We start from the raw sequence: 14,074 nt of genomic DNA, 5'->3' as shown, positions 1-14,074 counted from the left end.
GGGGAGGCGGTCGGCCGGGCGCCGGTCAGGACGCAGACTCGGCCAGGTCGACCACCTCGTACCCTTCGCGCCGGATCCGCTGAGCGCCCCAGGCGCCGAGCGGCCCGAGGGCTTCGATGAGGCTGTGCCCGTGCTGGGTCAGGGAGTACTCCACCCTGGGCGGCACCTCGGCGTAGACCTCCCGGTGCACGAGGCCGTCCTTCTCCATCTCGCGCAGGTGCTGGGTCAGCATCTTCTCGGTGACGCCCGGCAGACCGCGACGGAGCTCGGAGAAGCGGCGTACGCGATGGGCGTGGAGTTCCCAGAGGATCAGCCCCTTCCACTTGCCGCTCACGACGTCCAGGGCGGCGTCGATGCCACAGATGTAGGGCCCGCTTCTCGGCGCTCTCGCCATCGCCAGCCTCTCCCTTACAAAAAGGTAAGTACCGCAGTATTAAGTGGGTACTTCCGACAATAGTGGTGCCTTCCGATCATGGAGGGGTGAACGAACAACACACCCCGATTCCACGGCAGGACAGCCCTGTCACCGTCCTCGGGCTCGGGCCGATGGGCCAGGCCATGACCCGCACCTTCCTCACCGCCGGGCATCCGGTCACCGTCTGGAACCGCACCGTCAGCCGGGCCGATGGAGTCGTCGCCGACGGCGCCACGCTCGCGGCCTCCCCGGCCGAGGCGGTCGAGGCGAGCGATCTGGTGGTCCTCAGCCTCACCGACTACCGCGCGATGTACGACATCCTGGGCGGCGCCTCCGGTTCGCTCGCGGGCCGGACGCTGGTCAACCTGAGCTCGGACACTCCCGACCGGACCCGCGCGGCAAGCGCCTGGGCGACGGACCACGGCGCCACCTTCCTCACCGGCGGGGTCATGGTCCCGGCGCCGATGGTCGGCACGGAGGCGGCCTACGTCTACTACAGCGGCCCCCAAGAGGTGATGGCGCGTCACCGGGCGGCGCTGACGCTGCTCGGCACACCGAACCACCTGGGCGAAGACCCGGGCCTCGCGCAGATGATGTACCAGGCTCAGCTCACGGTGTTCCTCACCGCTCTGTCCGGGCTGATGCACGCGACCGCGATGCTCGGCAGCGTGGGGATGAAGGCCCGGGAGGCACTGCCGGAGCTGCTCACCCTCGCCGACTCGATCGGCGCGATCATGCGAGCGGGCGAGGAGACTCCCGGCGCCGCGCTGGATGCCGGGGAGCATCCGGGCGAGCTCAGTACCGTCACGATGATGGGCGCGACGTCCGACCACATCGTGGAGACCAGCGCCTCGCTCGGCCTCGACCTCGCTCTCCCTGAAGCCGTTCAGGCACACTATCGGCGCGCGATCGACGACGGGCACGGTGGCGACCACTGGACCCGCATCATCGACGGCATACGCGCCCCGCGCTGAGGCCGTCGGGGCACGTCGGTGGCATCTGGACCGTGCCCCAGCCGTCGAAGGCGGCTTACCGTACCGCGTACGCCTGGGTCAGGCGGCGGCGCCGAACCACCGGGGCAGGTGGCCGAGCAGGTCCTGCTGGTCGTCGCCGGCCCAGACCACATGGCCGTCCGGCCGCAGCAGCGCCGCGGGCGCGTCCAGTTCCCCGCCGACGTCGACGACGTGGTCGACCCGGTCCGCCCAGCCCGCCACCGACAGGCGGCCCGTCCCGTCGAGCAGCAGTCCGCGGCCGCCGTGCATCCGCTCGTAGAGGCGGCCCTGCTTCAGCGCCACATCGCGCAGCCGCCGGCCGAGCAGTTCGTGGCCCTCGCCGACGTCGTAGCGGACGCCGACCGCGGTGATCATGCCGGTCACGTACCGGTTGACCTCCTCGAGGTCCATCAGCGTCGACAACAGCTCCCGCAGCGCGGTCGCCCCCGGGTCGGTGCCCATCAGCGTGATCTGCGCGCTGGTGTTGCCCAGCACACCGGCGCCCACCGGGTGGCGTTCGGCGTGGTAGGTGTCCAGCAGCCCCTCCGGTGCCCAGCCGCGGACCTCGGCGGCCAGCTTCCAGCCGAGGTTGAACGCGTCCTGGATGCCGAGGTTGAGCCCCTGCCCGCCGGTCGGCGGATGGACGTGCGCCGCGTCGCCCGCCAGCAGCGCCCGGCCGACCCGGTAGCGCTCGGCCTGCCGGGTGGCGTCGCCGAACCGGGACAGCCAGCGCGGCGAGTGCGCGCCGAAGTCGGTGCCCGCGACGGCCCGCAGCTGCCGCCGGAACTCCTCCAGGGTCGGTGGGGTCGTACGGTCCTCTGCCACGCCGTCGGCGGGCACGACGACGCGGTACACGCCCTGGTTCCCCTCGACGTCGGGAATGGCGCCGAACCGCAGTTCGGTCCTGCGGACCTCCTCGACGACGGCGGCGATCGTCGCCGGGTCCTCGGTCACCTCCATGTCCCCCAGCAGCGTCTCGACCTTGGCGGGCTCTCCGGGGAAGCCGACGCCGAGCCGCTTGCGCACCACACTGCCGCCGCCGTCGCACCCGACGAGGTAGCGCGAGCGCAGGTGCGTGCCGTCCGCCAACTCGACGGTCACCCCGTCCTCGTCCTGGCTCAGCCCGGCCACTTCGCGGCCGCGCCGGATCTCGGCGCCGAGTTCGAGGGCACGCTCGGTCAGCAGCCGCTCGGTGACCGGCTGCGGGACGGTGAGGCCGTACGGATGCGCCGTGTCCATGCGGTCCGGCCACGGCTTGCGGATGCCGCCGAAGTAGCCGCCGGCCTGGAACTTCACACCGACCGCGAGGAACCGGTCCAGCAGGCCGCGCTGGTCCATCAGCTCGACGCTGCGCACATGCAGGCCGCGCCCGCGGGGCTGCCCGGTCGGCTCGGTCAACTTCTCCAGCACGACCACGCGCACACCGTGCAGCCGCAATTCGCAGGCCAGCATCAAGCCGGTCGGCCCGCTGCCGACCACGATCACGTCAATCATGAAAGCCCCACCCACGTACGCATTCCGCGCATCACCCATGTGCCCGGGTTCCGGGCCGGGCCGGTTATTCTGCGGCACGAACGGGGCCTTGCCGCAAGGCCCCTGGTGCGCTATAGGTTGAGAGTGGCAAGGAGTGGGCAACCTCCTTGCCTTTCCCTTTGGCGTCCGCTTGTCGTCGCTTGTCGTCCGCTTGCCGTCCGAGCGCTCCGCCTACGTCAGCGGTTGCCCGTACGTACCGCACCGGCGCTCGCCGCGACCACCATGGCGATCGCGGCGCACTGCGGCAGCGACAGCCCCTGGTCCAGCACCAGATAGCCCGCCGCCGCTGCGACGGCCGGGGCCAGGCTCGTCAGCACCGCGAACGTCGCCGCGGGCAGCCGGCGCAGGGCGAGCAGTTCCAGGGCGTACGGCACGCCCGAGCTCATCACCGCGATCGCGAGGCCCAGACCGAGCGCCACCGGGTCCAGGAGCGCCCCGCCCGAAGCGCCGACGCCCAGGGGCAAGCTGACCAGCGCGGCGACGGACATCGCGATCGTCAGACCGTCCAGCCGGGGGAAGCGGGCGCCCGCGCGGGCGTTGAGGACGATGTACGCCGCCCACATCACTCCGGCGCCGAGCGCGAAGGCCACGCCCGGGGCGTTGAGTTGGCCGAAGCCGCCGTGGCCCAGCAGATACACCCCGGCCAGTGCGAGACCGGCCCACAGCAGGCTGGCGGCGCGGCGCGAGGCGACGACCGACAGCAGCAGCGGCCCGAGCACTTCGAGGGTGACCGCCGTGCCCAGGGGGATACGGTCGATCGCCTGGTAGAAGAGGATGTTCATGCCGCCGAGGGCCAGGCCGAACCCGCAGACCACCGCCCAGTCGGCGCGCGTGTATCCGCGCGGGCGGGGCCGGGTGATGACCAGCAGCAGCACCGCGGCGATCGTGATCCGCAGCGCGACCGTGCCGAGCGCCCCGGCGCGAGGGAACAGCAGCGCGGCGACCGCCGACCCGAACTGCACGGACACGGTGCCGGTCAGCACCAGGCCGACGCCGCCGAGCGTGCCGCGGCCGGGAGGGTGGCGAAAGAGAACGGGAGGGGTCGTCGTCGCGGTCGTCGCGGAGGAACTGGGCACCGGGGAGGTCATGCCCTCACGCTAGAAACCCGGACCAGGCCGCGTGAAATGCGTGTTTCCCTGCGGTTATGCTTCTCGGACATGGCCATCGAGCTGCGGCATCTGCGGGCCTTCCTCGCCATCGCCGAGGAGGGCAACGTCACCCGTGCCGCCGCCCGTCTCCATCTGAGCCAGCCCGCGCTGTCCCGTACGCTGCGCCAGCTGGAGGATCACTTCGGCGCCCGCCTCGTCGACCGCTCCACCCATCACCTGGAGCTGACCTCCGGCGGCCGTACGTTCCGCGACAAGGCCCTCGCCGCCCTGGCCGCCGTCGAGACCGCGCTCGACCCCGGTGGCCTGCGGAGCTGGCCGCTACGGCTGGGCCACCCGTGGGCGGCGCTCGGCGACCACACCGTCCCGCTGCTGCGCCGCTGGGACGAGACCCACCCCGGCACCCCGCTGGAGCTGCTCCGCATCGACGACCGCACGGCGGGCCTCACCCAGGGGAAGGTCGACGCGGCCCTGCTGCGCGGCGAGGTCACCGCGGCCGGGCTCCGCACGGAGGTGCTGATGTCGGAGGAGCGGTTGGTGGTCATGCCGGTGGACAGCCCGCTGGCGGCTCTCCCCCGGATCACCCTGGCGGACCTCGCCGCCCATCCGATCGCCGTCAACACCGTCTCCGGCAACACGACGATGGACCTGTGGCCGCCGACGGCCCGCCCCGCCGCGACCATCGAGGTGGCCAACACCGACGAATGGCTCATCGCGATCGCGGCGGGCCGCGCCGTGGGGATCTCCACCTCGGCGACCCCGAGCCACCACGCGCTCCCCTCGCTGGTCTTCCGGCCGCTCGCGGACGCCCCGGCCGTTCCCGTCGTCCTCGCCTGGCGCGAGGGGGTGGGGCATCCGGCCATCCCAGACCTGGTGGCTCTCGCCCACCAGGTCGTACGGGGCTGAACCCGCCGGTTCGGACGATCCCCCGCGTCGCCCGAACCGGCGGAGGTAACGAGCCAACCTCGAAAGATCGCCGGACAGCCTCCTGCCGGCTGAGTATATTGGCTCGCAGCCAGCCAACGCAGGAGTTACAGCATGTCCCCCCGCAGCCCGTCGGTCAATGAGGAATTGCGCCGCCGATCCCAGGCCCGTCTGCTGCAGGCGACGGTCGAACTGGTCGGTGAGCGCGGCTACGAGGCGACGACGCTCGCCGATATCGCCGACCGGGCGGGGGCCGCCCGCGGTCTGGTCTCGTACTACTTCCCGGGCAAGCGCCAGCTGCTGCAGACCGCCGTGCACCGGCTGATGCACATGGAACTGGCCAGGGCGCTGGAGCGCGAGCCGCGCCCGGAGGGTCCGGACGCCGGTCGGGAGCTGCTGGCGCGCGCGATCGACGCGATTCTCGGGCTCGCCCGGGACCAACCGCGGCTGATGCGTACGCACATGGCCGGGATCCTCGTCGCGGAGGGGTTCATCCAGTGCCCGGAGCAGCAGCGGCTGGCCGCCCTGCTGCGCGACACGGTGACCCGCTACGGCTCACAGGACCCCGAGGCCGACTACCGGCTGCTGCGCGCGCTGTTGATGGGCGCGGTGGTCGCGGTGCTGCTGCCGGGGGCGCCGATGGAGCCGGAGCGGCTGCGGACGGAGCTGTTCCAGCGCTACGGGCTGGACTGGGAGCTGGGTGTCCCGCCGGGCGGGGAGCCGCCCGGCGGGGTTCCGGATCAGCGGTAGTCCGGCTGCGTCTGCACGTTCAGCGCGTGCAGCCGCACCGACCGGGCGCTGTCCGTGCGCCGGTCGTCGATCTTCAGGACGTCGAGGCCCTTGGTGATGTCGTTCGAGTAGATGTAGCCGTTGTAGTAGTACGCGGACCAGGAGCCGCCGGTGACCAGCGTGTCGGCCGAGACCGGACCGCGCTCGAAGTAGCCGATCTCCTTGGGGCGGGTGGAGTCGGTGAAGTCCCAGACGGACACGCCGCCCTGGTACCACGCCTGGACCATGATGTCGCGGCCCTTGGCGGGGATCAGCGAGCCGTTGTGGGCGACGCAGTTCTCGGTGGCGGCCTGGTGGCGCGGGATCTTGTAGTAGCCACGGAACACCAGCTTCCGCTTGTCGCCCTTGCCGACGATGTCGTAGATGCCGTCGGCGCCGCGGGTCGGGCCGGTCGCGTCGTTGCAGGTCGCGGCGACGCCGCCGCCCAGCTCATCGGTGAACACGACCTTGTTTCCGCGCTCGTTGAAGGTCGCCGAGTGCCAGAAGGAGAAGTTGACGTTGTCCTCGACCCGGTCGATGACCCGTGGCTTCGCGGGGTCGGCGATGTCGAGGAGGATGCCGTCGCCCATGCACGCGCCCGCCGCCAGCTTCAGCTTGGGGAACGTGGTCAGGTCATGGCAGCCGGTGGTCTGGCTGACGCCCGGGTTGGTGGAGCCGCCGGGGTTGCCGCCGTCCGGGAAGAGGACGGGGAAGTCGACGACCGCGGCCTTCTCGGGCGCCTTGCGGGGCACCTTGATGACGGAGATGCCGTCGTGCGGCGGCTGGCAGTCCGGGAAGGTCTCGCTGGGCGCGTACGAGGACACGTAGACGTAGACGTTCTTGCGGTCGGGCGCCAGGGTGTGGGTGTGCGAACCGCATGAGGTCTCGACGGCGGCGACGTAGCGCGGATTGCGCTTGTCGCTGATGTCGAAGACCTTCATGCCCTCCCAGGAGGACTTCTCGGTGGCGGGCTGCGTGGTGCTGTTGCAGGAGTTGTCGCTGCGCGAGGAGTCGGTGGAGAGGAAGAGCAGATTCCCGGAGACCGAGACGTCGTTCTGCGAACCGGGGCAGAGCACCTGGCTGACGATCTTCGGGCTCTTCGGCCGGCTGATGTCGTAGATGACGAAGCCGTCGTAGTTGCCCGCGAAGGCGTACCTGCCCTGGAACGCGAGGTCCGAATTGGTTCCCTTGAGGTCCTGCTTGGGGATGTTGGTGAGGTGACTGACGTTGTCGCTGTGAACGATCTCGTCCACCCCGGGGATCTCGCCGTTCTCGATGGCGGCCCTGGTGCCGGATGCCTGGTCCTTCGTCACCCGCTTGCTGTGCGGCGCGTCACCGGGGTCCGGTGTCGCGGCCGCGGGGCCCGCCGCCAGCAACGAGGCCACCAGGCCGAAGGCTGCGACGGCCGCACCGAGGTATCCGCGCCGCTGCGGGGATCTTTCCCACGGCTTCACTGCGTCCTCCCTTATGTCCCTTGTGCCCGCTCGGAGTTGAACGGTGCACGGACGTGGGCAGTATCGCGCCTCTCATGTACACCACAACAGACGGCACCATGGTCATGGCGGAAATTCCCGACTCTCCCTGGAGGAAACGGTGTTGTACCGGCGCACGAGGCTTCACGCCGCATCCCTGGCGTTCGCGGCGACGGCCGTCGCCGCGGCGCTCGCCCTCACCGGCTGTGAGGCGGAGGGCGGCCGGCAGGACACCGGGAAGGGGCCGCAGGGCGGGAAGCCCTCGGTGATCGCCCCGGGGCGGCCGGGCGAGGCGGCGAAGACCCTGTCGGCCGATGAGGCGGCGAAGGCGGGCGACGACGACTCCCCCAACGCCGCCGACCGCGGTTACGTCGCCATGATGATCGAGCACCATCGGCAGGCCCTGGTCATGACCGGCCTCGCCCCCGACCGCGCGAGATCGGCCAAGGTCAGACGGATCGCCGAGCGCATCGCGGCGGCGCAGGGGCCGGAGATCGACGCGATGCGGGGGTGGCAGCGGACCAGCGGCGGCCCGGCGGGCGGAGAGCACCACCACGGCGGGTCGGACTCCATGCCCGGCATGGCCACGCCGAAGCAGCTGGACGCACTGCGCGCCGCCAAGGGCGCAGACTTCGACGCGCTCTTCCTCAAGCTGATGATCGCCCACCACCGGGGCGCGGTCTCCATGGCCACGGACGTCCTCAGCCGCGGCAACAACGTGCGGGTGGAGGAGATGGCCACCGATGTGATCGCACAGCAGAGCAGCGAGATCCGCCGGATGCGGAAGCTGGCGTGACGCGGTCGGGGTGAGCGGCTGAGGCGGGGGCTCGCCTGAGCTGGCCTCGTAAGCGGCTCGCGCGGGCGGCTCACCTGCCCCAGGAGCCCCTTCCGCCACTCGTCTCCGTCGCCCGGCGCGTAGTGCCGGACGCCGTCGCCCGCCGGGTGCGATGCTGGAGACAGCCTGCGGAAGGAGCTCCTCCGTGCTTCGCGTCGCCGTCGTGGGATCCGGGCCGAGCGGTGTCTACGCCGCCCAGGCGCTCGTCCAGCAGCAGGCCGTACCCGAGGTGTCGGTGCATGTGCTGGACCGGCTGCCCTGCCCGTACGGGCTGGTGCGCTACGGCGTCGCGCCCGACCACGAGAAGATCAAGTCGCTGCAGAACACCCTGCGCGCGGTCCTGGAGCACCCCCGGGTCAGGTTCCTCGGCAACGTGCACGTGGGGCCCCCGCCGCTGGTTCCGCAGCGGCTGCTCGGGCTCTACCACGCGGTGGTCTACTGCGTGGGCGCGGCGACCGACCGGCGGCTCGGCGTGCCCGGCGAGGAGCTGCCCGGCAGCTACTCCGCCACCGAGTTCGTCTCCTGGTACAGCGCCCATCCGGACGCCCCCGGCGACGCCTTCGCGCTCGGCGCGCGCTCCGCCGTCGTCGTCGGGGTCGGCAATGTCGCGGTGGACGTGGCCCGCATCCTGGCCCGCGGGGCGGAGGAGCTGCGGCCCACCGACGTACCCCATCTCGCTCTGGGCGCGCTCGCCGACAGCCGGGTCACCGATGTGCACATGGTCGGCCGTCGCGGTCCGTCCCAGGCGAAGTTCACCACCAAGGAGCTGCGCGAGCTGGGCTCGCTGACCGGTGCCGATGTGCTGGTACACGCCGATGAGCTGGCGCTGGACCCGGCGTACCGCGATCCCTCGGGGCTGCCGGCGGCCGGCCGGCGCAACGTCGAGGTGCTGCGCGACTGGGCACGGCGCGAGCCCATGGGCCGTCCGCGCCGCATCCATCTGCGCTTCTTCCTGCGGCCGGCGGCGCTGCTCGGCGAGGGCGCGGTGCGCGCCGTACGGTTCGAGCGGACCGCGCCGGACGGGCGGGGCGGGGTGGCGGGCACGGGCGTCTTCGAGGACATCGACGCGCAGCTGGTGCTGCGGTCGGTGGGCTACCGGGGCGTTCCGCTGCCCGGGCTGCCGTTCGACGAGCGGCGGGGCACCGTGCCGAACGCGGCGGGGCGGGTGCTGCGCGGCGGTGTGCCCGCGCCCGGCGAGTACGTGGCGGGGTGGATCAAGCGCGGTCCGACCGGGGTGATCGGCACCAACCGTCCGTGCGCCAAGGAGACGGTCGCCTCGCTGCTCGCCGACGCGGAAGTCCTGGCGGCGCGGCCGGTGGCCGAGGATCCCCTCGCCGCGCTGCGCGCGGCGGGTGTGGAGCCGGTGGAGTGGACCGGCTGGCTGCGGATCGAGGCGGCGGAGGCGACGCTCGGGGAGGCGCTGGGGCGTACGAGGGTGAAGATCCCGGACTGGACGGAGCTGCTGGGCGCGGCCCGCGCGGAGGACTGACGCTCCTCAGCCGTGGTCGCCCGCCCGGTCGTCCTGGAGGGTGATGGCGGTCAGGACGCTGTCGAGCAGTCCGGGGAACAGCGCGTCCAGGTCCGCGCGGCGCAGGGCGTTCATCTTGGCGGTGCCCCGGTAGATCTGGTGGATCACGCCGCATTCGCGCAGCACCCGGAAGTGGTGGGTGGTGGTCGACTTGCTGACGGGCAGGTCGAACACCGAACAGGACAGGTCGCAGCTCTCCTCGTCCAGGGTCCGCACCACCCGCAGCCGCATGGGGTCGGACAGCGCGTGCAGCACGTCCTCCAGGCGGATCTCCTCGCGCCGCGGATGCTCCAGCGAACGGCCCGTCGGCTGCGTCTCAGGCGTGCTGTGCGTCTGCACGACTGCCGCTCCTCCGCTCCTCGTCACGTCGTTCCGGAATCCACATTGTACGAAGCTTCTCGTAGTTTGACACCCACCGTACTACGACGCTTATCGTATTAAGCATTCTGGTGGAGACACGAGACGGAGCCTGCCGTGAGCGCCCTTTTCACGCCCCTTTCCCTGCGGTCACTGACCGTCCCGAACCGGATCTGGATGGCACCGATGTGCCAGTACTCCGCCGAGGTCTCCGGACCGGCCGCGGGCGTGCCCGGTGACTGGCACTTCTCGCACTACACCTCGCGCGCCGCCGGCGGCACCGGGCTGATCCTCGTCGAGGCCACCGCGGTGAGCCCGGAGGGCCGGATCAGCCCGGCGGACCTGGGGCTCTGGAACGACACCCAGGCCGGGGCGTTCCGCCGGATCACCGCGTTCCTCAAGGAGCACGGCACGACACCGGGCATCCAGCTCGCCCACGCCGGCCGCAAGGCCTCGACCGACCGGCCGTGGCGGGGCGGCGCGCCGCTCGGGGTCGGCGAGCAGGGCTGGCGGCCGGTGCTCGGGCCCAGCCCGGTGCCGTTCGACACCGGGCACCCGGTGCCGGAGGAGCTGACCACCGCGCAGATCGAGGAGATCGTCGGACAGTTCGCCGACGCGGCGCGGCGCGCGCTGGCGGCGGGCTTCGAGGTCGCGGAGATCCACGGCGCCCATGGCTATCTGATCGGCGAGTTCCTCTCTCCGTACAGCAACCACCGCACCGACGAGTACGGCGGATCCTTCGAGAACCGGACGCGCTTCGCGCTCCAGGTCGTGGAAGCGGTGCGCGCGGTGTGGCCGGACGAGCTGCCGCTGTTCTTCCGCGTCTCCGCCACCGACTGGCTCACCGAGACCCGCCGGGACCGGAACGCGGACGCCGACGAGCGGGACGGCTGGACGGTCGACGAGACCGTACGGCTCGCCGCGGAGCTGCGGGCCCGGGGCGTGGACCTTCTGGACGTCTCCAGCGGCGGCAACGCGGCGCGGGTCCCGATCCCGTCCGGCCCGGGCTACCAGGTGCCGTTCGCGGCGCGCGTCCGGGCCGAAACCGGGCTGCCGGTCGCCGCGGTCGGACTGATCACCGAGCCGGAGCAGGCCGAGAAGATCGTGGTGAACGAGGAGGCGGACGCGGTGCTGCTCGGCCGCGAGCTGCTGCGTGACCCGTACTGGGCGCGGCGCGCCGCGCGCGGGCTGGGCACGGACGCGCCGGTCCCGCCCCCGTACTCATGGGCCTGAGACACCCGCGCTGACCTGCGGGAAGGCGCTCCCACGGGCCGTTGTCGGTGGCGGGGTGCAGACTCTGGTGATGTCGGACACATCCTTCATCACCCTCTTCACCCTCCCTCTCCTTCTACGTCCCTAGGAGTGAGTCCGTCATGGACGATGTTCTGCTCGCCGTCGGCACCCGCAAGGGTCTCTTCCTCGGCCGCCGCCGCACCGGCCCGGACTGGGATTTCACCGGTCCGCACTTCCCCATGCAGGCGGTGTACTCCGTCGGCATCGACACCCGCCGCTCCGGCGCGCCGCGGCTGCTGGCCGGTGCGGACAGCTCCCACTGGGGGCCGTCGGTCTTCCGCTCCGACGACCTGGGGAAGAGCTGGCACGAGCCCGCCCGGCCCGCGGTGCGGTTCCCGGAGGGGACCGACACCTCGCTGGAGCGGGTGTGGCAGCTGCACCCGGCCGGGCCCGCCGCGCCCGGGGTGGTCTACGCGGGCACCCAGCCGGGCGCGCTGTTCCGCTCCGAGGACGGCGGGGAGACGTTCACCTTCGTGCGGAGCCTGTGGGACCACCCGCAGCGGCCCGAGTGGGGCGCGGGGTTCGGCGGCCAGGCGGTGCACACGGTGGTCACCGATCCGCGGGACGCCGACGCGGTGACGGTGGCCGTCTCGTCGGGCGGGGTGTACCGGTCGGCGGACGGCGGGGCGAGCTGGGCGCCGTCGAACAGCGGGCTCAAGGCGGAGTTCATGCCCGATCCGTATCCCGAGTTCGGGCAGTGCGTGCACAAGATCGCGCCGGACGCCGTCGATCCCGACCGGCTGTATCTGCAGAACCACGGCGGGGTGTACCGCAGCGACGACCGCGGGGCGCACTGGTCGGAGATCGGCGAGGGGCTGCCCGCCGATTTCGGGTTCGCGATCGCCGCCCATCCGCGGCGCGGCGGAGTCGCCTATCTCTTCCCGGTGTCCGACGGCTCGGACCGCTATCCGCCGGACTACCGCTGCCGGGTCTTCCGCACCCAGGACGCGGGCGCGTCCTGGGAGGAGCGGTCCGCCGGGCTGCCGGGCGAGCCGCACTACGGGGTGGTGCTGCGGGACGCGCTCCGTACGGACGACGCGGACCCGGTCGGGGTGTATTTCGGCAATCGCAACGGCGAGGTGTACGCGAGCGCGGACGAGGGCGAGAGCTGGCGGCAGATCGCCCGGTATCTTCCCGATGTGCTCTGTGTGCGAGCGGCGGTGACCGGATGAGACCGATGAGACCGTGACCGGGTGAGACGGCACGGGGCCACGGGCTGAGCCACTAGAGTGACGCGGTGTGGCTGCACGACCGTTGAACGAAATTGTGGAACCGGGCTGGGCCAAGGCACTTGAGCCCGTGGAAGAGCGCATCGCGGCGATGGGTGACTTCCTGCGGGCCGAGATCGCGGCGGGCCGCACCTATCTGCCCGCCGGAGCGAATGTGCTGCGCGCCTTCCAGCAGCCCTTCGACGAGGTGAAGGTCCTCATCGTGGGCCAGGATCCGTATCCGACGCCTGGTCACGCGGTGGGGCTGAGCTTCTCGGTGGCGCCGGAGGTGCGGCCGCTGCCCGGCAGCCTGGAGAACATCTACCGCGAGCTGCACACCGACCTCGGTCTGCCGCGCCCGTCCAACGGCGATCTGACGCCCTGGACCCGGCAGGGCGTGCTGCTGCTCAACAAGGCGCTCACCACGGCTCCGCGCCGCCCCGCGGCGCACCGCGGCAAGGGGTGGGAGGAGGTCACCGAGCAGGCCATCCGCGCGCTCGCCGGGCGCGGCCGTCCGATGGTGTCCATCCTGTGGGGCCGCGACGCGCGCAACGTACGGCCGCTGCTGGGGCCGCTTCCCTCGGTCGAGTCCGCGCACCCCTCCCCCATGTCGGCCGACCGGGGCTTCTTCGGTTCGCGCCCGTTCAGCCGGGCCAATGAGCTGCTGGTACAGCAGGGGGCGCAACCCGTCGACTGGCGCCTTCCCTGAGCGCTTCTTTCCAGGTGGGCGAGGGGTAGTCTGCCCGCCATGACGACACATCCGAACACCCCTGCGGGCTGGTACGCCGACCCGCAGGGCACCCCCAACCAGCTGCGCTGGTGGGATGGCGCCCAGTGGACCGAGCACACCCACCCCGGCCAGCAGCCGGTTCAGCAGCCGGGCCAGCAGCCGGGCCAGTTCGCGCCGCAGCAGGCCGGGCAGCCGGGGTACGCGGGGCAGGCCGCCCAGCCGCACCCCGATCCGGCCAAGGTCCAGCACCAGGTGCAGCAGCAGGCGCATGTCGCCCCGGCCGGGGGTGGCGGCGGCACGCTGTTCACCGAGCCGGTGCTGGTGGTGAACCAGAAGGCCAAGCTGATCGAGCTGACCAACGAGTACAGCGTCTTCGACCAGCACGGCCGCACCATCGGGTCGGTGGTCCAGGTCGGGCAGAGCACGCTCAAGAAGGTCGCGCGGTTCGTGTCGAGCCTCGACCAGTTCATGACACACAAGCTGGAGATCCGGGACGCGGCCGGGCAGCCGCATCTGGTGCTCACCCGCCCCGCCAAGTTCATCAAGTCCAAGGTGCTGGTGGAGCGCCCGGACGGGCAGCCGGTCGGCGAGATCGTCCAGCAGAACGCCATCGGCAAGATCAACTTCGGGATACAGGTCAACGGCCAGCAGATCGGCGCCATCAAGGCGGAGAACTGGCGCGCCTGGAACTTCGCCATCGTCGACCACACCGACACCGAGATCGCCCGGATCACCAAGACCTGGGAAGGTCTGGCGAAGACCATGTTCACGACCGCGGACAACTATGTCCTGCAGATCCACCGCCAGCTTCCCGATCCGCTGCTGAGCCTCGTGGTGGCCACCGCCCTGACCGTGGACACCGCGCTCAAGCAGGACGCGCGCGGGTTCGGCTGAGCCGGTGGGCGACGCGACG

14 protein-coding genes are annotated in these 14,074 nt (G+C 71.7%); 9 read left to right on the top strand and 5 right to left on the bottom strand.

All coding sequences use genetic code 11. The features are described 5' to 3' along the window. Positions 1 to 25: 25 nt before the first annotated feature. The gene (locus tag ACFZCY_RS34240; protein WP_391182159.1) at positions 26 to 394 is read right to left on the bottom strand and encodes a winged helix-turn-helix transcriptional regulator; all 369 of its coding nucleotides are present in this window, start codon (positions 392 to 394) and stop codon (positions 26 to 28) included. Positions 395 to 480: 86 nt separating this feature from the next. Here ACFZCY_RS34240 and ACFZCY_RS34235 point away from each other — a divergent pair, with 86 nt between their 5' ends. Next, positions 481 to 1,389, top strand: a complete 909-nt coding sequence (locus ACFZCY_RS34235; RefSeq protein WP_391182156.1) for an NAD(P)-binding domain-containing protein — start codon at positions 481 to 483, stop codon at positions 1,387 to 1,389. 78 nt (positions 1,390 to 1,467) lie between these two features. Here the strand turns inward: ACFZCY_RS34235 and rox are convergent, their stop codons facing one another. Both rox and ACFZCY_RS34225 read right to left on the bottom strand, forming a co-directional pair. Then, a complete protein-coding gene (rox, locus tag ACFZCY_RS34230) occupies positions 1,468 to 2,901 on the bottom strand; it encodes a rifampin monooxygenase (RefSeq protein WP_391182153.1) in 1,434 nt (477 codons plus the stop codon). A 215-nt stretch (positions 2,902 to 3,116) separates the two neighbouring features. Next, positions 3,117 to 4,028 carry an EamA family transporter gene (locus ACFZCY_RS34225; protein WP_391182150.1) on the bottom strand — a complete coding sequence of 304 codons (912 nt, stop codon included), beginning with the start codon at positions 4,026 to 4,028 and terminating at the stop codon, positions 3,117 to 3,119. Positions 4,029 to 4,097: 69 nt separating this feature from the next. Between ACFZCY_RS34225 and ACFZCY_RS34220 the strand changes: the two genes are divergently transcribed. Together ACFZCY_RS34220 and ACFZCY_RS34215 are read left to right on the top strand one after the other, a co-directional pair. Continuing rightward, the gene (locus ACFZCY_RS34220) at positions 4,098 to 4,952 is read left to right on the top strand and encodes a LysR substrate-binding domain-containing protein (RefSeq protein ID WP_391182148.1); all 855 of its coding nucleotides are present in this window, start codon (positions 4,098 to 4,100) and stop codon (positions 4,950 to 4,952) included. Positions 4,953 to 5,084: 132 nt separating this feature from the next. After that, the gene (locus ACFZCY_RS34215) at positions 5,085 to 5,720 is read left to right on the top strand and encodes a TetR family transcriptional regulator (RefSeq protein ID WP_391182146.1); all 636 of its coding nucleotides are present in this window, start codon (positions 5,085 to 5,087) and stop codon (positions 5,718 to 5,720) included. Here the strand turns inward: ACFZCY_RS34215 and ACFZCY_RS34210 are convergent. Then, positions 5,711 to 7,192: an LVIVD repeat-containing protein gene (locus tag ACFZCY_RS34210; RefSeq protein ID WP_391182144.1), complete on the bottom strand. Its 1,482-nt coding sequence runs from the start codon at positions 7,190 to 7,192 to the stop codon at positions 5,711 to 5,713. The genes ACFZCY_RS34215 and ACFZCY_RS34210 overlap by 10 nt on opposite strands. 139 nt (positions 7,193 to 7,331) lie before the next feature. Here ACFZCY_RS34210 and ACFZCY_RS34205 point away from each other — a divergent pair, with 139 nt between their 5' ends. Together ACFZCY_RS34205 and ACFZCY_RS34200 are read left to right on the top strand one after the other, a co-directional pair. Continuing rightward, positions 7,332 to 8,006, top strand: a complete 675-nt coding sequence (locus tag ACFZCY_RS34205; protein WP_391182141.1) for a DUF305 domain-containing protein — start codon at positions 7,332 to 7,334, stop codon at positions 8,004 to 8,006. 184 nt (positions 8,007 to 8,190) lie between these two features. Next, positions 8,191 to 9,534: an FAD-dependent oxidoreductase gene (locus tag ACFZCY_RS34200; RefSeq protein ID WP_391182138.1), complete on the top strand. Its 1,344-nt coding sequence runs from the start codon at positions 8,191 to 8,193 to the stop codon at positions 9,532 to 9,534. Positions 9,535 to 9,540: 6 nt separating this feature from the next. Here ACFZCY_RS34200 and ACFZCY_RS34195 read toward each other — a convergent pair whose 3' ends face one another. Beyond that, entirely contained in the window at positions 9,541 to 9,912 is a 372-nt protein-coding gene (locus ACFZCY_RS34195; RefSeq protein WP_391182135.1) for an ArsR family transcriptional regulator, read from the bottom strand. A gap of 135 nt (positions 9,913 to 10,047) precedes the next feature. Between ACFZCY_RS34195 and ACFZCY_RS34190 the strand changes: the two genes are divergently transcribed. The 4 genes from ACFZCY_RS34190 to ACFZCY_RS34175 all read left to right on the top strand — a co-directional run bounded on the left by ACFZCY_RS34190 (position 10,048) and on the right by ACFZCY_RS34175 (position 14,055). Next, positions 10,048 to 11,163: an NADH:flavin oxidoreductase/NADH oxidase gene (locus tag ACFZCY_RS34190; protein ID WP_391182132.1), complete on the top strand. Its 1,116-nt coding sequence runs from the start codon at positions 10,048 to 10,050 to the stop codon at positions 11,161 to 11,163. Between the two features lie 140 nt (positions 11,164 to 11,303). Beyond that, positions 11,304 to 12,395: a WD40/YVTN/BNR-like repeat-containing protein gene (locus ACFZCY_RS34185; RefSeq protein WP_391182130.1), complete on the top strand. Its 1,092-nt coding sequence runs from the start codon at positions 11,304 to 11,306 to the stop codon at positions 12,393 to 12,395. A 67-nt stretch (positions 12,396 to 12,462) separates the two neighbouring features. Next, positions 12,463 to 13,140 carry a uracil-DNA glycosylase gene (locus ACFZCY_RS34180; RefSeq protein ID WP_391182128.1) on the top strand — a complete coding sequence of 226 codons (678 nt, stop codon included), beginning with the start codon at positions 12,463 to 12,465 and terminating at the stop codon, positions 13,138 to 13,140. 39 nt (positions 13,141 to 13,179) lie between these two features. Continuing rightward, positions 13,180 to 14,055, top strand: coding sequence for a phospholipid scramblase-related protein (locus tag ACFZCY_RS34175; RefSeq protein WP_391182126.1), 876 nt, complete (start codon positions 13,180 to 13,182; stop codon positions 14,053 to 14,055). Positions 14,056 to 14,074 lie beyond the last annotated feature (19 nt).

The organism is Streptomyces sp. NPDC007983 (genome assembly GCF_042958345.1).
Classification (GTDB): domain Bacteria; phylum Actinomycetota; class Actinomycetes; order Streptomycetales; family Streptomycetaceae; genus Streptomyces.
This window is presented reverse-complemented; position numbering and strand designations above follow the sequence as displayed.